22 protein-coding genes and 1 tRNA gene are annotated in these 15,370 nt (G+C 64.2%); 13 read left to right on the forward strand and 10 right to left on the reverse strand.

Annotation, left to right across the window (positions count from 1 at the left end; genetic code table 11):
- Positions 1 to 15 precede the first annotated feature (15 nt).
- Positions 16 to 606 carry a YqgE/AlgH family protein gene (locus tag ACSBM8_RS07575; protein ID WP_442681027.1) on the forward strand — a complete coding sequence of 197 codons (591 nt, stop codon included), beginning with the start codon at positions 16 to 18 and terminating at the stop codon, positions 604 to 606.
- A gap of 123 nt (positions 607 to 729) precedes the next feature.
- Entirely contained in the window at positions 730 to 972 is a 243-nt protein-coding gene (locus ACSBM8_RS07580) for a DUF6894 family protein (protein ID WP_442681028.1), read from the forward strand.
- Between the two features lie 173 nt (positions 973 to 1,145).
- On the opposite strand, the gene ACSBM8_RS07585 is transcribed toward ACSBM8_RS07580, so the two are convergent.
- Positions 1,146 to 1,222, reverse strand: a tRNA-Arg gene (locus ACSBM8_RS07585).
- An 80-nt stretch (positions 1,223 to 1,302) separates the two neighbouring features.
- Here ACSBM8_RS07585 and ACSBM8_RS07590 point away from each other — a divergent pair.
- Positions 1,303 to 1,809, forward strand: coding sequence for a hypothetical protein (locus ACSBM8_RS07590; RefSeq protein WP_442681029.1), 507 nt, complete (start codon positions 1,303 to 1,305; stop codon positions 1,807 to 1,809).
- A 203-nt stretch (positions 1,810 to 2,012) separates the two neighbouring features.
- On the opposite strand, the gene ACSBM8_RS07595 is transcribed toward ACSBM8_RS07590, so the two are convergent.
- Positions 2,013 to 2,546 carry a GNAT family N-acetyltransferase gene (locus ACSBM8_RS07595; protein ID WP_442681030.1) on the reverse strand — a complete coding sequence of 178 codons (534 nt, stop codon included), beginning with the start codon at positions 2,544 to 2,546 and terminating at the stop codon, positions 2,013 to 2,015.
- Positions 2,543 to 3,538 carry a porphobilinogen synthase gene (gene hemB / locus ACSBM8_RS07600; RefSeq protein WP_442681031.1) on the reverse strand — a complete coding sequence of 332 codons (996 nt, stop codon included), beginning with the start codon at positions 3,536 to 3,538 and terminating at the stop codon, positions 2,543 to 2,545. The genes ACSBM8_RS07595 and hemB overlap by 4 nt, the downstream gene beginning before the upstream one ends.
- Before the next feature lie 133 nt (positions 3,539 to 3,671).
- On the opposite strand from hemB, the gene ACSBM8_RS07605 reads away from it, so the two are divergent.
- A complete protein-coding gene (locus ACSBM8_RS07605) occupies positions 3,672 to 4,553 on the forward strand; it encodes a YegS/Rv2252/BmrU family lipid kinase (RefSeq protein WP_442681032.1) in 882 nt (293 codons plus the stop codon).
- Complete coding sequence (locus tag ACSBM8_RS07610; protein ID WP_442681033.1) at positions 4,550 to 4,780, forward strand: DUF4169 family protein; 231 nt, start codon at positions 4,550 to 4,552, stop codon at positions 4,778 to 4,780. Before ACSBM8_RS07605 ends, ACSBM8_RS07610 begins: the two co-directional genes overlap by 4 nt.
- Before the next feature lie 3 nt (positions 4,781 to 4,783).
- On the opposite strand, the gene ACSBM8_RS07615 is transcribed toward ACSBM8_RS07610, so the two are convergent.
- From ACSBM8_RS07615 to ACSBM8_RS07630, 4 genes are read right to left on the reverse strand one after another with little or no spacing between them, the layout of a single operon-like run.
- Positions 4,784 to 6,031: an N-succinylarginine dihydrolase gene (locus tag ACSBM8_RS07615; protein ID WP_442681034.1), complete on the reverse strand. Its 1,248-nt coding sequence runs from the start codon at positions 6,029 to 6,031 to the stop codon at positions 4,784 to 4,786.
- A gap of 2 nt (positions 6,032 to 6,033) precedes the next feature.
- On the reverse strand, positions 6,034 to 7,044 hold the full coding sequence (locus tag ACSBM8_RS07620) for an arginine N-succinyltransferase (protein WP_442681035.1): 1,011 nt from the start codon (positions 7,042 to 7,044) through the stop codon (positions 6,034 to 6,036).
- The gene (locus ACSBM8_RS07625) at positions 7,044 to 7,994 is read right to left on the reverse strand and encodes a DUF481 domain-containing protein (protein WP_442681036.1); all 951 of its coding nucleotides are present in this window, start codon (positions 7,992 to 7,994) and stop codon (positions 7,044 to 7,046) included. The genes ACSBM8_RS07620 and ACSBM8_RS07625 overlap by 1 nt, the downstream gene beginning before the upstream one ends.
- A 7-nt stretch (positions 7,995 to 8,001) precedes the next feature.
- A complete protein-coding gene (locus tag ACSBM8_RS07630) occupies positions 8,002 to 8,481 on the reverse strand; it encodes an RNA pyrophosphohydrolase (RefSeq protein ID WP_442681037.1) in 480 nt (159 codons plus the stop codon).
- A 90-nt stretch (positions 8,482 to 8,571) separates the two neighbouring features.
- On the opposite strand from ACSBM8_RS07630, the gene ACSBM8_RS07635 reads away from it, so the two are divergent.
- Complete coding sequence (locus tag ACSBM8_RS07635; protein WP_442681038.1) at positions 8,572 to 8,979, forward strand: hypothetical protein; 408 nt, start codon at positions 8,572 to 8,574, stop codon at positions 8,977 to 8,979.
- Here the strand turns inward: ACSBM8_RS07635 and ACSBM8_RS07640 are convergent.
- Complete coding sequence (locus ACSBM8_RS07640) at positions 8,951 to 9,676, reverse strand: SDR family NAD(P)-dependent oxidoreductase (RefSeq protein ID WP_442681039.1); 726 nt, start codon at positions 9,674 to 9,676, stop codon at positions 8,951 to 8,953. The two genes, ACSBM8_RS07635 and ACSBM8_RS07640, sit on opposite strands and share 29 nt — an antisense overlap.
- A 62-nt stretch (positions 9,677 to 9,738) precedes the next feature.
- On the reverse strand, positions 9,739 to 11,190 hold the full coding sequence (purF, locus tag ACSBM8_RS07645) for an amidophosphoribosyltransferase (RefSeq protein ID WP_442681040.1): 1,452 nt from the start codon (positions 11,188 to 11,190) through the stop codon (positions 9,739 to 9,741).
- 115 nt (positions 11,191 to 11,305) lie between these two features.
- Between purF and hisI the strand changes: the two genes are divergently transcribed.
- From hisI to ACSBM8_RS07680, 7 genes are all read left to right on the forward strand, one after another.
- A complete protein-coding gene (gene hisI / locus ACSBM8_RS07650) occupies positions 11,306 to 11,668 on the forward strand; it encodes a phosphoribosyl-AMP cyclohydrolase (protein WP_442681041.1) in 363 nt (120 codons plus the stop codon).
- 62 nt (positions 11,669 to 11,730) lie between these two features.
- Positions 11,731 to 12,084 (forward strand): hypothetical protein, encoded by a 354-nt coding sequence (locus ACSBM8_RS07655; protein ID WP_442681042.1) that lies wholly within the window; start codon positions 11,731 to 11,733, stop codon positions 12,082 to 12,084.
- Between the two features lie 63 nt (positions 12,085 to 12,147).
- Positions 12,148 to 12,474 carry a DUF1476 domain-containing protein gene (locus ACSBM8_RS07660; RefSeq protein ID WP_442681043.1) on the forward strand — a complete coding sequence of 109 codons (327 nt, stop codon included), beginning with the start codon at positions 12,148 to 12,150 and terminating at the stop codon, positions 12,472 to 12,474.
- A complete protein-coding gene (locus ACSBM8_RS07665) occupies positions 12,474 to 12,704 on the forward strand; it encodes a BolA family protein (protein ID WP_442681044.1) in 231 nt (76 codons plus the stop codon). Before ACSBM8_RS07660 ends, ACSBM8_RS07665 begins: the two co-directional genes overlap by 1 nt.
- 14 nt (positions 12,705 to 12,718) lie before the next feature.
- Entirely contained in the window at positions 12,719 to 13,051 is a 333-nt protein-coding gene (gene grxD, locus ACSBM8_RS07670; protein ID WP_442681045.1) for a Grx4 family monothiol glutaredoxin, read from the forward strand.
- An 11-nt stretch (positions 13,052 to 13,062) separates the two neighbouring features.
- Entirely contained in the window at positions 13,063 to 13,908 is an 846-nt protein-coding gene (locus tag ACSBM8_RS07675) for an MBL fold metallo-hydrolase (protein WP_442681522.1), read from the forward strand.
- Entirely contained in the window at positions 13,905 to 14,525 is a 621-nt protein-coding gene (locus ACSBM8_RS07680) for a DUF4230 domain-containing protein (protein ID WP_442681046.1), read from the forward strand. Before ACSBM8_RS07675 ends, ACSBM8_RS07680 begins: the two co-directional genes overlap by 4 nt.
- Here the strand turns inward: ACSBM8_RS07680 and ACSBM8_RS07685 are convergent.
- Positions 14,522 to 15,355: an SMP-30/gluconolactonase/LRE family protein gene (locus tag ACSBM8_RS07685; RefSeq protein ID WP_442681047.1), complete on the reverse strand. Its 834-nt coding sequence runs from the start codon at positions 15,353 to 15,355 to the stop codon at positions 14,522 to 14,524. The two genes, ACSBM8_RS07680 and ACSBM8_RS07685, sit on opposite strands and share 4 nt — an antisense overlap.
- Positions 15,356 to 15,370: the final 15 nt, after the last annotated feature.

A 15,370-nucleotide genomic window follows, 5' to 3' on the forward strand; every position in this document is an offset into this window, starting at 1 on the left:
GCGGTTGGAGCCAAGATGATCGATGACTATAACAATGTGATGGCATCCGAAGGATTCAGCTCGCTCGCCGGCGATTTGCTGCTGGCACTTCCCGGCATCGGCGATCCACGCTTCGCGCAAGCGGTGATCGCGATGTGCCTGCATCAGCCGGACGGGGCGATGGGGGTCGGCATCGGCCAGCTGGTGCCAGGGCTGAAGCTGCATGCCTTGTTGCGGCAGCTGGAGATCGAGCCTGGCTCTGCCCCGGACGCACCGATCCATCTCGGCGGGCCGGTCGATCCGCAGCGCGGGTTCGTGCTGCACTCGCCCGACTGGCGCGGTGAGGACACGCTCATTGTTTCCCCGACGCTATCGCTGACAACCACGCTTGATGTGTTGCGGGCGATTGCGGGTGGGGAGGGGCCCGATCGGTGGCTGATCGCGCTCGGTTATGCTGGCTGGGGCGAGGAGCAGCTGGACGAGGAGTTACGCCGGCATGGATGGCAGACGGTGGAAGCCAATGAGGAATTGTTGTTCGAAACCCCGGTGAAGCAGCGGTGGCCGCGGGCCTTTGCCGCGGCGGGGATTGACGTGCGCCTGCTGGCGCCCACGAGCGGGCACGCCTGAATTCCGCCACGAATTTCTTAATGTAAGTCAAATTACGCGCGGCGGCTGCGGCAAACTGTACAATCCAGACACAAAACTGTTGAAGTGACGCAACAGAATGCGTTCGCCACGCATTGATGCGGCATGCCCCAATATTTCTTTGATCTGCACGAGTGCGGCGACATCGTAGAGGATATCGAAGGGCATGACTTAGCGGACGATGCCGCCGCAAAAGAGATTGCGATCCGATTTGCGCGATCGATCATGGTGGCGGAGGTCACCGACGGCCGCCTCTGCCTGGGATGTGCCATCCTCGTGCGGGGCGCGGACCGCCAAGTGGTTCTGAAAGTCCCGTTCAAAGATGCCATCACGGTCTCCGGCCTCTGACCGGCTGACCTCCGGCCACCAACTATGGTCGATTTCAGGGGGCATCGCCGTCGAGCACGACAGCCATGCGCGCAGTGGCGAGAGCCGTTTCAGCCAAAACAGGATCAAGCGCAGACAAAAAAAGGGGCGGCTTTCGCCACCCCTGTATCCGCTTCTCTTTCCTCTGGGGAAAGTGGCGCGCCCGGAACGATTCGAACGTCCGACCCTCAGATTCGTAGTCTGATGCTCTATCCAGCTGAGCTACGGGCGCCTGCGGACGCATCCCCTAGTCGAGCGATCTGGACGGCGCAACCCCATGCGTTGCTTCCATGCAAATGGATCAGTAGTGACGTGGCGGTGCGCACCATCATTCTTACGCCGCTCCTGTCGGCCCTGCTGCTTCTGCCGGGCTGTGCGAGCCAGATATCCGCGCCGTCGCTGGGGCCGCGGGCGGTGGAGAAACAGCCGATCGACATGCCGCTGATGGACGGCAGCGAGGCCGAACATCCGGCCGACGCCGCCCTGACGGCGCGGATCGCGTCGCTGGTGGCGGCGGCGGAGACGGGCCAGAAGGATTTCGCGGCGCATCAGGCTGGAGCTGCCACGGCGATTAGCCGCGCCGCCGGCACGGGCGTCGGCAGCGATGCATGGATCGCCGCGCAGCAAGCGCTGACGTCGCTCGATTCGGCACGGGCCGCCACCCGCGACGCTGCCGCCGCGCTGGACGCGCTGCGCGACGATCCCGCCAATGCCGCGCCGGGCAATCGCAAGGCAATCGATGCTGCTGCAGCCGAAATCGCGCAGATCGCCGAGGCGCAGAGCCGCGCCGTCGGCGAATTGTCGGCCAAGCTCAACTAGCGCGTGATGACTTTGGTAGGACCCGTTCGTCTCGAGTAGCGATCGAGCCCTTCGACTGCCTGCGAGGCAGGCGCTCAGGACAGGCTTGTCGAGAGCGCGTATCGAGAGCTACCCACCAATGCCTCGATACGCGCCCTCGATACGCCCTGCGGGCAAATCGGTCGCTACTCGGCATGAACGGATCAGTGTAAAGTCATCACGCTCTAGCGCGGGCGCGCAACCGTGTAGACGATGTGCCGGTGGAGCGGATGCCCATCGGGAAACGCCGGATGCCCGAAGTCGCGTTCCGGATCGCGCATCATGCCGATCCGCTCCATTAAACCCCAACTTCGATGATTCGCCGGTACCGTCATGGCGATCACCCGCGCGAGCGGCGTCTCTCGCCAGCACCAGCGCAAGGTCGCAAGCGCCGCTTCGCGGGCATAACCCTGACCCCAGACGTGTTCGCTGAGGCGCCAGCCAATCTCCACCTCACCATCCACGGGCAAGGAGGAGGCGATGACGTTGGGCCCGCAAAATCCCAGCATGGCGCCGTCGGCCCGACGCTCCATCGCCCAGAAACTGAAGCCGTGCTGGTCTTGTTTCGCACAGGCCCGCTCGATCGCAGCATCCGCCTGATCGGGGCCGATCGGGCCGCCCAGATGCGCCATGACGGCAGGAGAAGAGCATAAAGCTGCGTAAGCCGCGCGATCCGCGCTGCGCCAGGGGCGCAAGAGGAGCCGCGCGGTTTCGATCATGCGTTCAATAGCCGCGCGGCATGCGCCGCGTGATAGGTGAGCACGCCCGAACAGCCGGCGCGGCGGAAGGCCAGCAAAGTTTCGAGCACCAACGCGTCGCGATCGCCCGCACCGGCCGCAGCCGCGGCCTCGATCATCGCATATTCGCCGGACACCTGATAGGCGAAGACCGGCACCTCGAACCGCTCCTTCACGCGTCGGATGATGTCGAGATAGGGTAGGCCGGGCTTTACCATCACGGTGTCGGCGCCTTCGGCAAGATCCAGCGCGACCTCCCGCAGCGCTTCTTCGGCATTGGCCGGATTCATCTGATAGCCGCGCTTGTCGCCCTTGAGCAGGCCGCCCGAGCCGACCGCATCGCGGAACGGCCCGTAGAAAGCGGAGGCATATTTGGCGGCATAGGCCATGATCTGCACGTCATGGAAACCTTCCGCCTCCAGCGCGGTGCGGATCGCGCCGACCCGGCCATCCATCATGTCGGACGGGGCAATGATGTTCGCCCCGGCACGGGCAAGAACGAGGGCCTGCTCGACGAGGATCGCCATCGTCTCGTCATTCAGCACCCGCCCCTGGGCATCGACGACGCCGTCATGACCATGGGCGGTGTAGGGATCCAGGGCGACGTCCGTAAGAATACCGATATTGGGCACTGCCTCGCTAATGGCGCGCGTCGCCCGGCACATAAGATTGTTCGCGTTGGTCGCTTCCTCGCCGCGTTCGCTGCGCAGGTGCGCCGGTGTGTTCGGGAATAATGCGACGCACGGTATGCCAAGATCCGCCGCCTCGCGTGCGCGTGCGACGATATTGTCGACCGACCAGCGGGACACGCCGGGAAGGGTGGCTATCGGTTCTTCGAGGTCCACGCCCTCCGTCACAAATAACGGCCAGATGAGATTGGCGGGTGAGAGCGTCGTTTCGGCCACCATTGCGCGGCTCCATTGCGAGGAGCGGGTGCGCCGCAGGCGGAGCGAAGGATAGGAAGAGTGGGTCATTGCCTAGTCCTAAACCTAATTCGCCCGGACGACAGTGATTCGGCAGCATGCAAAAACGGGCGGCAAAAATGCACCAAGGCTATCTCGCCGAAAGAGTGACGCATCCGAAATGGTTTGCGGACGTTAGGGACGGGTGAACAAGCCCCCCCGCACCGCCGCCCTGATCGTCAATACGAAGTCGCGGACGGGGCAGGACGCCTTTCGCGAAGCCTGCCGCTTGCTGCGGGAAGGGGGCATCGAGCTGACCATCTCCAAAGCGGTAGAGGATCCGTCGAAGCTGTCGGACGAGGTGCGCAAGGCGGTCGAAGCTAAGACGCCGATGGTCATCGTCGGCGGAGGGGACGGGTCGATTTCCTCGTCGGTCGATTATCTGGTCGGCACGAATACGGTCTTTGCGCTGTTGCCGTTGGGCACGGCGAACAGCTTCGCCAGAACCGTGAATATTCCTTTGGACGTGCCAGGCGCGGTCCGCGTCATCACGGACGGCCAGCGCAAGCAAATCGATCTCGGCATGATCGACGACGATTATTTCGCCAATTGCGCCGCGATCGGATTATCGCCCCTCATCGCAGAGTCGGTGCCGCACGGATTGAAAAAGTGGCTGGGCCGGCCCGGTTATCTTGCCTGGGCCGCGATCCAGATGGCGCGTTTCAAGCCGTTCCATCTGACGATCACCGAGGGGGAGCAGGTGACGAAGATGGACGCGCTGGAGGTGCGGATCGCCAACGGACGTTTCCACGGCGGCGCAGAACTTGTCGAGACCGCGGTCGACGATGGCGAAATCGTTATCCAGGTTATCGAGGGACGGCTGCCGCTGAAATTGCTGTGGAGCTGGGGCATGAGCCTGGGCGGCCCCGGGCAGGTGAAGGGCACGGTGCGGGAGTTTCGCGGTCGGCAGTTCCGGATCGAGACCGATCCCCCCTTGTCGATCTCGATCGATGGTGAGGTTCTGGCAAAGACCCCGGTCGCGGCAAAGGTCGCCCGCCGGGTCATATCGATGGCGATGCCTGCTTGACGGGAGAGGTCATCAACCTCCGCCAGATGCGCAAGGCCAAGCTGCGGCGCGAGAGCGAGCAGGCCGCCGCGCAAGCGCGCGCGCAGCATGGACGGACCAAAGCGGAGCGCGTCGCCGCACAGGCCGAAGCGGAGCGGCTGAAACGATATGTCGAGCAGAGCCGCCTGGAGCCGCGGCAGTCGAGCGAGGACGCCGGCGGATCGGAAAAGGACGCTGCCGACCTCTGATCCTCAGGCGAGTTCGTTCACCATCAGGGTCGTGAGCAACGCGGTGCGGGCGGTTTCGAATTGGGTCCAGAGCGCCGGGTCGGCGAGGTCTTCCGGCAGAATGCGCTCCGGCCAATCCCGTTCGATCACCTGCGTGATACGATCCAGCGTGGCGTCATCCGCCATGAAGCGAGGATCGATTGTCTTGGGATCCGCGACCACGCGCAGACGCAGGCACGCCGGGCCACCGCCATTGGCCATGGATTGACGCACATCGACGAGCTCAAGCCGGCGGATGGGGCCATTACCCGCAACCATTTTTTGCAGCCAGGTCCAAACGGCGGGCGTTTCCCGTGCCTCGGCAGGAAGGATGAGCGCCTGACCGCCGTGCGGAAGCGTCACCAGCTGGGCATTGAAGAGGTACGATCGAATCGCGTCTTCCAGCGACACCTCCGCCGCCGGCACCTCCACAATCGTCAGCTCGGGTAACAGACGCCGGAGGTCCGCATAAAAATCGGCGGTTTCGGCGAAGGCCTGCTCGTGCGCGAACAGGGTCATTCCATCGGCGACCGCGACCACATCGTTATGGAAGGCGCCGGCTGCGATCGCGGCTTCGGACTGGGCGATGTGCAGGGTCCGCGCCGGATCCAATCCGTGCGCGCGTGCAACGACGCGCCCGGCCTCCGCATGCTGCCTGACGGGAAAGCCGCCACCACCAACACCATGGACGAAAATCTCGATCCCCGGAGCCGTAGGCGCCGGTGACAGGCGCATATGGTTGGCCGCACCTTCATCGCCAAAAGGCGGGAGGACCGGGCCATGGACCTTGAACGCAGGATGGGCGAAGGCCAGCCGCAGCTGCGCCAGCGTTTGCGGCCATTCATGGCTGCGGTGCGGCATCGTCACCAGATTGGCCACGGTCAGGTGACATCGGCCATCGGCGGTATCGGGCGCGGGTGAGATGGTCGCCGCATTGGCGGCCCACATCGGCGATGCGGACAGGGCCGCGGCCCGAAGCCAAGCTGGCGCCGTTTGCGCGTCGGTTGCCAGGCTGGTCAGCCAGGCATGATCCGGGCGAGCGTGCGGCAGGAACACGCCCTGGCACAATCCCAACGCCAGATTGGCCCGCATCTTCGCAATGCCCTCCAGCGCCGCCGCGCGTGGGAAAGACGCACGGCCGGCATTGGCGCTGGCGGCGAGATTGCCAGGGCTTAGCCCGGCATAATTATGGCTGGGACCAACTATTCCGTCGAAGTTGATCTCAAGCATCATGGTCAGCGCGCGGCGTGAAGGATGGAATCGCCGATCGCGACGCCGAGCGCGGCCGCGCTGGCGGGATCGATCGCGACCCCATCGTCGAGCGACACTTCGCCCAGCGTGGCGCGGAACTGGCCAAGCCGGCCGGCGGACAGGATGGCACGCTGGCCCCCTTCGGCGTCGATGCCCGTCACTGCCGCTTCCGCGGCGGTGCGCACCGTGCGCACCTGATCGGTCGGCGCCGTCATCGTCGGGCCGCCATCGAAGATGTCGATATAGCCCTCTGCGGTGAAGCCTTCGTCCTCCAGCATCCGCATGGCCGCACGGCCGGTCGGGTGCGGCACGCCGATCACGGCGCGGGCGCTTTCCGTCAGCATCGCCTGGTAGATGGGATGTTTGGGCATCAGATCGGCGATGAACTGGTTGCCGCGCACGGCGTTGAAGGCGTCGGCCTCCCGGAAGGTCATGCCGAAGAACCGGCCAGCCAACCCATCCCAGAAGGGTGCATTGCCGGCTTCGTCAATCACGCCGCGCAACTCGGCCAATAATCGATCGGCAAAGCGGGCACGGTGACGACGAATGAACAGGTAGCGGCTGCGCGCGAGCAGCATCCCAAGCCCGCCAGCGCGGTAGCGCGGATGCAGGAACAGACCGCCAACCTCCGACGATCCCTCGAGATCGGTGACCAGGGTCAGCATATCGGCGCGGAAGATCCGGCCGAGCTCGATCGACTGCTGCGAGACGGCGCCCAAACGATAGGAATAGAAAGGCTGGCTTTCGCCCACCCGTGCCATGATCTGCGCGGTGCCGGCGACGCGACCGCTTTCCAGATCCTCCATCATTAGGACGTAAAGATGGTCGCCCGGCATGTCCTCGTCATTCTCGATGGCTTCGTCGGAGCGGGCCAGCTTGGCGGCCAACGCATCGCGATCGGCGGGAAGATTCGTGAAACCTCCCCCCGTCAGTTTCGCCATTTCATAAAGCGCGTCGATATCCTTGGTGCGCGCGATGCGGACGACGGCGGACATCAGAAGGAATAGACCAGGGTAGCGCGGCCGATCGTATCGAGGGAGTTGCGGCTGCCGAGATTGTCCTGCTCATATTGCACATTGTAGGACAGCCGCGCCTTGAGCCGGCCGATCAGCCGGGTGTCGATCGCCGTCGTCGAGGTGGCGGTCGTATCGCCCGATTCCAGAAAGACCGAGGCGTCCTGGCTGAAGCTGAGGGTCGGGCTGAGCGAGAAGCGCGCCGCCAGTGAGGCGCGGGCGGCGAGCGTCGTGCGAGCCGCTTGCCCGATGAAGTCGGTTTCGCGGACCGCCGGCCCGCCTTCCAGATTCAGCGTTCCGGCGGTACTTTTGTAGGCGGTGATGCCGAGACCCGCGCCGATCGTTTCGCGATTGGCATAGCCGAGCGAGCGGTCCCGCTCATATTGGACGAGCCCGTAGGAATAGAGGTCGTCATTCCATTTATAGTTGGGCTGGTACGCGAACAGCATGCGATCGGTTGTCGTCTCGCCATCGGTACGCTGATAATCGATCCGCCCGGCGAAGGTCTGGCGCCAGCGCAAACCGTCACGGCTCAGTTTGGCCGATGCATAGAAGCCGAAGACCTTCGAGCTGCCGGTCGAGCGGCTCGCGCCTGCCTCCAGCTCGCCCTTCCAGATTTCGAAGAAGGTGGCGGCGGCGATCCGCGCCTGTTCCGCCAGCTGTTCGTCCCGCCGGGAGGATGCGAGGACCGCGGCGTTGCCGGCGGACAGGCGATCAATCTCGGCGATATCGTCCGGGAACGTCGCCTTGGCGACGCCGACCACCGCCTTGATCGTTGCATCGTCCCCCGTACGATAGGCCGCGGCGAGCATCGCCGCGATCGTGTCGGCCGGCGCAATCGGCCTTGCCGCCAGGCCGGTTGCCGCCTCCGCCAGGGCGGGGGTGCCGAGCGCCATGAGCGGGATCAGCAAAGCGTGGTGACGGCGTACCATAAGGGCCTCATCCGAGCCTGGTCAGGAGGGGCGTGAATTCGGCGAGAACGTCGCGATAAAGCTGTTTCTTGAACGGCACGATCATGTCCGGCAGGTCGCGCGGATCCGCCCATTTCCACGCTCGAAATTCCGGATGCGGCGTATCCAAGGTGATATCTTCGTCGCGGCCGATGAAGCGCATCAGGAACCAGGTCTGCCGCTGGCCGCGATACCGCCCCTTCCACAGCTTTCCGACAAGCTCGGGCGGGAGATCATAATCGAATTCGCGCGATCCGCGGGCGACGACCTCCACCAGGTTCGGGCCAATCCCGGTTTCCTCTTCAAGCTCACGCAGTGCGCCTTGTTCGGCATCTTCGCCTGGGTCGAGACCGCCTTGCGGCATCTGCCAGGCTTCCGCGACATTATCGATTCGCAGGCCCACCCAGACCTTATCCTCCGGATTCAAAAGCATGATGCCGGCAGCGGGACGGTAGGGAAGGGCGCTCATATATCCCGCTTGGTTCAGATCGGCAGAGGGATCAAGATTGTGTTCAGACCTGCAGCCTTATTATGTCGGCCAAACCTTGGAGCTTCCCACATGACGCGCATCCTGTGTTCCGCCTCGCTGATCTGCTGCGCCGTATCGCCACTGGCTGCGCAGGCACCGGCGCCCACGCGATTCCCGGGCGTGTCGGAGGCGGGCAATGCCGCCCTGGCAAAGGCGCAGACGACCCCGGATCCGCAACGGCAGGGCCTTACCAGGCAGGTCCGCGCCGCGCATGATCAGCTGACGACTGCGATCATGGCGCCGACGATCGATGTCGACAAAGTTGCGGCCGCGCTGCGCCAGGAAGATGCGGCACAGGCGCAATTGCGCGCGCATAATAATGACCGGCTGATCAACGTCGTGAAGCAATTGCCCGAGGAAGATCGGGGCACGTTTCTGCGGACCCTGCTGCTGTCACGGCGCGGAAGCGCTACGCCGAGCCCGGCTCCGCAACCCTGAGGCGATGGCCGGACGGGAAGTCCGACGCGAGCAGATCAGCAATCGCATCGCCGACCACGCCCGGCTGTTTGAGCGTCGCGGGATCCTCGCCCGGAAACGCGTCGGTCCGCATGGCGGTGGCGGTGGCGCCGGGATCGACGATGGCCACGCGTAAATCACCCAGGCCAGCCATTTCGTCACCATAGGTCAGTACCAGCGTTTCCAGCGCCGCCTTGGACGCGCCATAGCCGCCCCAATAGGCGCGCGGCTGGGCGCCGACGCTGGAGGTGAGTGCCACGAGGCGCGGCGCGGTGCTTTGCCGCAGCCACGGATCGAACGCCGCGATCAACGCCTGGTTTGCGCCGACGTTGAGCGTGAGCAGCCTTGAAAATTCCTTGGCATCGATCGAGGGGACGGGCGTGAGCGTGCCGAGCAGGGCCGCATTCAGCACCAGCATGTCGAGCTTGCCCCAACGCTGGCCGATAGCTTCGGCAAGCCGACCGATCGAATCGCCATCAGCGAGATCCAGCGGGGCAATGGTGGCGGTCCCGCCCGCAGAATGGATGGCATCTTCGGTCGCCTCCAGTCCGCCCACCGTGCGCGCGACCAGAATGACGTGCGCGCCCTTTGCGGCAAGCGAACGGGCGGTAGCCGCACCAATGCCACGGCTTGCGCCGGTGACGAGGGCGATACGATCGGAAAAAGGAAGCTCGGTCATGCGCGCGCCTTACCGCATCGCCGGGCTGAGGAAAGCCTCCCTGGCGATGTCATGTCCCGAAGTCAGGCGGGAACCGGCTCCAGCATCGCGAACTGATCCGGAATCTCTTCATGATCGGTCAGCGGCGTCGGATATTCGCCGGTGAAACAGGCGTCGCAGCGGCTCGGCCGACCGGGCTGGCGGCCCTGTTCCCCCAACGCCCGATAGAGACCATCGACCGATACGAAGGCGAGGCTGTCGGCGTTGATATATTTCGCCATTTCCTCGACCGTCATGCGCGCCGCCAGCAATTTGGCGCGCTCGGGCGTGTCGACGCCATAGAAACAGCTATGGCGCGTCGGCGGCGAAGCGATCCGCATATGGACTTCCGTCGCACCCGCATCGCGCATCATCTGCACGATCTTCATGCTGGTGGTGCCGCGTACGATCGAATCGTCGACCAGAACGATGCGCTTGCCCTGCAGCAGGGCGCGATTGGCGTTATGTTTCAGCTTCACACCCAGATGGCGGATATTGTCCGCCGGCTGGATGAAGGTGCGGCCGACATAATGCGAGCGGATGATGCCGAGCTCGAACGGTATGCCGGATTCCTGCGCATAGCCGATCGCGGCCGGCACGCCGGAATCGGGAACCGGGATCACATAATCGGCTTCGACCGGGGTCTCGCGCGCGAGCTCCGCACCGATAGCCTTGCGTACCGAATAGACCGACTGGCCATCGACCACGGAATCGGGACGTGAGAAATAGACATGCTCGAACACGCACGGGCGCGGCGCGACCTTCGCAAAGGGACGGATCGAACGCACCAGCGTGTCGGATACGATCACGATCTCACCGGGTTCGATCTCCCGCACGAATTCGGCGCCGCACACATCGAGCGCGACGGTTTCCGAAGCGAAGATCGTCGAATCGCCGAGCTTGCCCATGACGAGGGGGCGAATGCCGAGCGGATCGCGGCAGGCGATCATGCCCTCGCGCGTCATGCAGATCAGCGAATAGGCGCCTTCGATCCGGCGCAGCGCATCGATGAAGCGATCGATCATCGTCGGATAGGTGGACGTCGCGACGAGATGGATGATCGTTTCGGTATCGCTGGTCGACTGGAAGATCGAGCCGCGCCGCACCAATTCATTGCGCAGATGCACGGCATTGGACAGATTGCCGTTATGCGCGATCGCAAAGCCGCCGCCGGCCAATTCCGCGAAGAGCGGCTGGACGTTGCGCAACGCGGTTTCGCCGGTGGTCGAATAACGGACGTGGCCGCACGCAACCCGCCCCGGCAACGCCCGGATGGTCTGATCGCTGTCAAAATTTCCGGCGACATGACCCATGGCACGGTGGCTGTGGAACAGATGCCCGTCCCAGCTGGTGATGCCAGCCGCCTCCTGGCCGCGATGCTGAAGCGCATGCAGCCCTAGGGCGACGACTGCCGCCGCCGATTCTGCGTCATAAACGCCAAAGACGCCGCATTCTTCACGCAGCTTGTCGTCATCGAAAGGATTGGTGGTGAGCATCTCAGCCCTATTCACGCTGTTGCCGCCCATATAGGAGCGCCGATCGGGAATGTCGCCCCTATTACAGGTTAGTGACGATATTTTCGGATTTAACCCGGTCCACACGAGGGAAGAAATGGCGGAAGATGTCGAACAAGGCAGCCTGCTGACCCCGCGCTGGGATGCGGCCGGCCTGATCACCGCGGTCCTGACCGACCGGAATAGCGGCGAGGTGTTGATGGTCGCCCATATGAATCAAGAAGCGCTAGAGCGCACGATCGAGAGCGGTGAAGCCTGGTTCTGGTCCCGCTCGCGCAAATCGATGTGGAAGAAGGGTGAAACATCCGGCCACGTCATGCGGGTCGCTGAAATTCGCATCGATTGCGATCAGGATTCGGTCTGGCTGAAGGTCGATCCGGCGGGGCCGGCCTGTCATACGGGGGAACGCAGCTGTTTCTATCGTCGGATCGAACACGATGGTTTGAAACGCGACGGTTGAGGCCATGCTAAAAAAGGCCGCAATCGCATGAGAGCTTGGCTTCAACTCCTGCGGAGCGGCCGATGGCGATGCTGGCATATGTTCTTGCGGTGATGATCGATCCGGCGTCATCCGCAACAGCGGAGACGACGGTATCTCCACATATCTATTTGCATCCACCTGCGGACGGTTGCGACAGCCGTGCACGCGAGGATGAAGTGATTGTCTGCGGCCGCGGCGATCTGGACGAGCGCTATCGACTGCGCCCGGCGGACGACGATCGATATGGGCAAAAGCCGGTCCGCGCCGAGACGAAGATCGGCAATGCGACGATTGCGCTGAAGGCAGACCCTAGGAAGATCGGGGATGCGGAGGACGACGTCTATTTTCGGAAACGCTACAGCGACATGCGATTGCGTCTGACACTTCCCTTTTGAGCGCTTGGTTGCGCGCTTCCTTCACCGCCCCTATCTTCTCCCGGAACAAGGGAGCCTGCTGGAATGAGCACATTTGATGACCGGGAACGCGCGTTCGAGACGAAGTTCGCGCGCGACGAGGAGATGGCGTTCCGCGTCACCGCCCGCCGCAACCGGCTGGTCGGCACATGGGCAGCCGGCCTGATGGGGCTCACGCCCGAGGAAACCGATGCCTATGCCAAGGCCGTGGTGCAGGCGGATTTCGAAGAAGCGGGCGATGAAGACGTCATCCGCAAGCTGATGGGCGACCTGCTTTCGGCCAATGTCGAAACCGACGAAAGCCGCGTGCGCAGCGCGCTGCACGACGCGACGATCGAGGCGCGGCGCCAGCTGATGGGGATCGAACACTAATGCCGATGGCGGCGGAAGATATTGAAACGATGATCCGCGCGGCGATCCCCGACGCGCAGGTGGAGATCACCGATCTCGCCGGCGATGGCGATCATTATGCCGCGCGCGTCGTATCGGAAAGCTTCCGGGGGCAGACGCGGGTTGCGCAGCAGCGCCGCGTCTATGACGCGCTCGGCGGCAATATGGGGGGCGTGTTGCATGCCCTTCAGCTTACAACTGCAACTCCCTGATAGAGTATTTGGTTATGACCGAAGACGCACGCTCCCGCATCGATACTGCCGTCAAAGGCAATGACGTGGTCCTGTTCATGAAGGGCACGGCGCTGTTCCCGCAATGCGGTTTTTCCAGCCGCGCGATCGCGATCCTGGAACATCTGAAGGTCGCCTACACGACCGTCGACGTGCTGCAGGATCAGGGGATCCGACAGGGCATCAAGGAATATTCGGACTGGCCGACCATTCCGCAGCTCTACGTGAAGGGCGAATTCATCGGCGGATCGGACATCATGATGGAGATGTACGAGAGCGGCGAGCTGAGCCAGCTGATGCAGGAGCAGGGCGTCTCCGCAGCCCAGTGACGACGCGCGACATGACGGCCGTGCCGGTCACGCTGGAGCCATTGGTGCGCCGTTTGCTGGCGCCCAATCCTTCGGCGTTCACGCATACCGGCACGGAGACTTACATCGTCGGGCGCGGCGAGGTGGCGGTGATCGATCCTGGCCCCGACTTGCCCGAGCATGTCGCCGCGATCCTCGCCGCGACGGCGGGCGAGCGGATCACGGCGATCCTGTGCACGCATACGCATCGCGATCACAGCCCCGCGAGCCGGCCGCTCCAGGCGATGACCGGCGCGCCGATCATCGGCTGCGCGCCGCTGACGATGGACGATGACGGGCCACGCGCCGACGCGGCGTTTGACGCGGACTATCGGCCGGATCGTGTGCTGGCGGACGGCGAGACCGTGTCCGGCCCCGGCTGGACGCTGGAGGCGGTCGCGACCCCGGGCCATACCTCCAATCATCTGTGCCTGGCGCTGCGGGAAAGCGGCGCGCTGTTCTCGGGCGACCATGTGATGGGCTGGTCGACCACGGTCGTGTCGCCGCCCGATGGCGACATGGCCGATTATATGGCGAGCCTCGACAAGCTGCTGCGCCGGACCGACCGCGTCTATTATCCGGCGCATGGCGATCCGGTGAAGGAGCCGCAGCGTTTCGTACGCGCGGTCGCGGCGCATCGCCGCCAGCGCGAACGCCAGATCTTGGATCTGCTGGAGCAGGAAGCGCAGCCGATCCCGCTGATGGTGCAGAGCATGTATCGCGGCATCGATCCGCGACTGCATGGTGCCGCCGGCCGCAGCGTTCTGGCCCATCTCATCGATCTGGAAGCGCGCGACCGCGTGTGGCGCGACGGGGACAATTGGGCGATCGCCGCATGATCCGGCCCGTCGCCAAATTTCTGGGTGCCTTATTGCTGGTTGTGGTGATTGCCGCCGGCATCATCTTTGCTCTCGGCTGGAAGCTGCGCAAGGAACTCAACCCCGATCCGGTGACCGTCGCTGCGGCGAGCCTGCAGGCGGTGCGCGAGCAGGCGGTGCTGGTGCCGTTCGCGGCGCGCTTCGTGGCGGTCGTGACATCCGAACAGCATCGCTTCGGCCTGACCGCCAAGCAGACGCTGATCATGCCCGGCATGGTACGCTACGAACTCGACCTGGCCGCGCTGCAGCAGCGCGACCTCCGCTGGGATGCGGCGACGCGGACGCTGACGGTGATCCTGCCGCCGCTGAAGGTATCGGCGCCCGAGGTCGATCTGCGCCATGTCCAAAGCTATGGCGAGGGCGGGGTGCTGATGGCGCTGACCGATATCGAGACGCGGCTGGACGCTGCCAACAAGGCGGCCGGCCAAACCGAACTCGTGCGGCAGGCGCGCGATGCGCTGCCGATGAAGCTGGCGCGCGATGCGGCCCGCAACGCGATCGAACGCAGCTTCGCAATGCCGCTCAAGGCCGCGGGGATCGACGCCACCGTGGTCGCGAAATTCCAGAGCGACGTCTAGCGGGGCGGCAGATCGACCAAGGTGAGCGATGCGGCGCGAATTTGCGGCACGATCAACCGGTGGCGCTTGCTGTCGTAGCCAATCGCCGCCGGCACCTCGATATCCTTCGCAACCACTGTGATCGCGCCATTGTTGGCGCCCACATGATAGACGACATGGCCATCCTGGCTGGCAACCAGCAAGCCGCCATCGTCCATCGCGACGATGCCGTCGATCCGGCCGGCGGGCAGGCTGCGCTCGCGCACGATCTTCCCGGCGGCATTGCGGAACACAAGGTTCACGCCGCGGCCGCCGTGGACAATCATGCCATCGGACGTCACGGCAATGCCGTTGGGCCGTTCCATCGCGTCGTTGCGGGGCGCCCATTGCACGACCTTGCCGTTGCGCGAAATGCGGTAAATCGCGCCGGGCTGATCCGCTTTGCCGGAATCGGTCACGTAGATCGTTCCGTCCTTGCTGACGGCGAGATCGTTCAGCCGCTGCGCGCCCGGAACGACGACACTGGACGCTGGGGCGCCGGTGCGGCGATCATAGATCCGGACCGTATCCCCGTCCGCTGCATACAGCCGCTCCCCTGCGACGAAGATACCGAAGGGGTCGATCAGCCCGTCGATCCAGTGGAGCTTCTCCACCTGGCCATCGGGCGTGACGACGGAGACGAAACCAGGCGCTGCGCCATTGATGTTCGACACGACGTAACGGTCGGTCGCGGCATCGTAACGCGCGCATTCAGACCCGACCAGGCCGATATCGGATAGCGTGCGAGGCGGGGTCTGCGCGGTGGCGGCAACCGCACCGAGCAACGTGGTTATGATCAGCAATCCCCGCATTTTTCCCCCATTTAC

It is taken from the genome of Sphingomonas sp. ASY06-1R (assembly GCF_052180265.1).
In the GTDB taxonomy this organism is placed as follows: domain Bacteria; phylum Pseudomonadota; class Alphaproteobacteria; order Sphingomonadales; family Sphingomonadaceae; genus Sphingomonas_I.

Bases quoted from the DNA above. Each gene is read 5' to 3' on its own strand.
- ACSBM8_RS07685 (WP_442681047.1), bottom strand. From the start codon at position 15,355: ATGCGGGGATTGCTGATCATAACCACGTTGCTCGGTGCGGTTGCCGCC.
- ACSBM8_RS07580 (WP_442681028.1), top strand. From the start codon at position 730: ATGCCCCAATATTTCTTTGATCTGCACGAGTGCGGCGACATCGTAGAG.
- grxD (WP_442681045.1), top strand. From the start codon at position 12,719: ATGACCGAAGACGCACGCTCCCGCATCGATACTGCCGTCAAAGGCAAT.
- ACSBM8_RS07665 (WP_442681044.1), top strand. From the start codon at position 12,474: ATGCCGATGGCGGCGGAAGATATTGAAACGATGATCCGCGCGGCGATC.
- purF (WP_442681040.1), bottom strand. From the start codon at position 11,190: ATGCTCACCACCAATCCTTTCGATGACGACAAGCTGCGTGAAGAATGC.
- ACSBM8_RS07675 (WP_442681522.1), top strand. From the start codon at position 13,063: ATGACGGCCGTGCCGGTCACGCTGGAGCCATTGGTGCGCCGTTTGCTG.
- ACSBM8_RS07630 (WP_442681037.1), bottom strand. From the start codon at position 8,481: ATGAGCGCCCTTCCCTACCGTCCCGCTGCCGGCATCATGCTTTTGAAT.
- ACSBM8_RS07640 (WP_442681039.1), bottom strand. From the start codon at position 9,676: ATGACCGAGCTTCCTTTTTCCGATCGTATCGCCCTCGTCACCGGCGCA.
- hisI (WP_442681041.1), top strand. From the start codon at position 11,306: ATGGCGGAAGATGTCGAACAAGGCAGCCTGCTGACCCCGCGCTGGGAT.
- ACSBM8_RS07620 (WP_442681035.1), bottom strand. From the start codon at position 7,044: ATGTCCGCCGTCGTCCGCATCGCGCGCACCAAGGATATCGACGCGCTT.
- ACSBM8_RS07625 (WP_442681036.1), bottom strand. From the start codon at position 7,994: ATGGTACGCCGTCACCACGCTTTGCTGATCCCGCTCATGGCGCTCGGC.
- ACSBM8_RS07635 (WP_442681038.1), top strand. From the start codon at position 8,572: ATGACGCGCATCCTGTGTTCCGCCTCGCTGATCTGCTGCGCCGTATCG.
- hemB (WP_442681031.1), bottom strand. From the start codon at position 3,538: ATGACCCACTCTTCCTATCCTTCGCTCCGCCTGCGGCGCACCCGCTCC.
- ACSBM8_RS07660 (WP_442681043.1), top strand. From the start codon at position 12,148: ATGAGCACATTTGATGACCGGGAACGCGCGTTCGAGACGAAGTTCGCG.
- ACSBM8_RS07680 (WP_442681046.1), top strand. From the start codon at position 13,905: ATGATCCGGCCCGTCGCCAAATTTCTGGGTGCCTTATTGCTGGTTGTG.
- ACSBM8_RS07575 (WP_442681027.1), top strand. From the start codon at position 16: ATGATCGATGACTATAACAATGTGATGGCATCCGAAGGATTCAGCTCG.
- ACSBM8_RS07615 (WP_442681034.1), bottom strand. From the start codon at position 6,031: ATGATGCTTGAGATCAACTTCGACGGAATAGTTGGTCCCAGCCATAAT.
- ACSBM8_RS07655 (WP_442681042.1), top strand. From the start codon at position 11,731: ATGGCGATGCTGGCATATGTTCTTGCGGTGATGATCGATCCGGCGTCA.
- ACSBM8_RS07595 (WP_442681030.1), bottom strand. From the start codon at position 2,546: ATGATCGAAACCGCGCGGCTCCTCTTGCGCCCCTGGCGCAGCGCGGAT.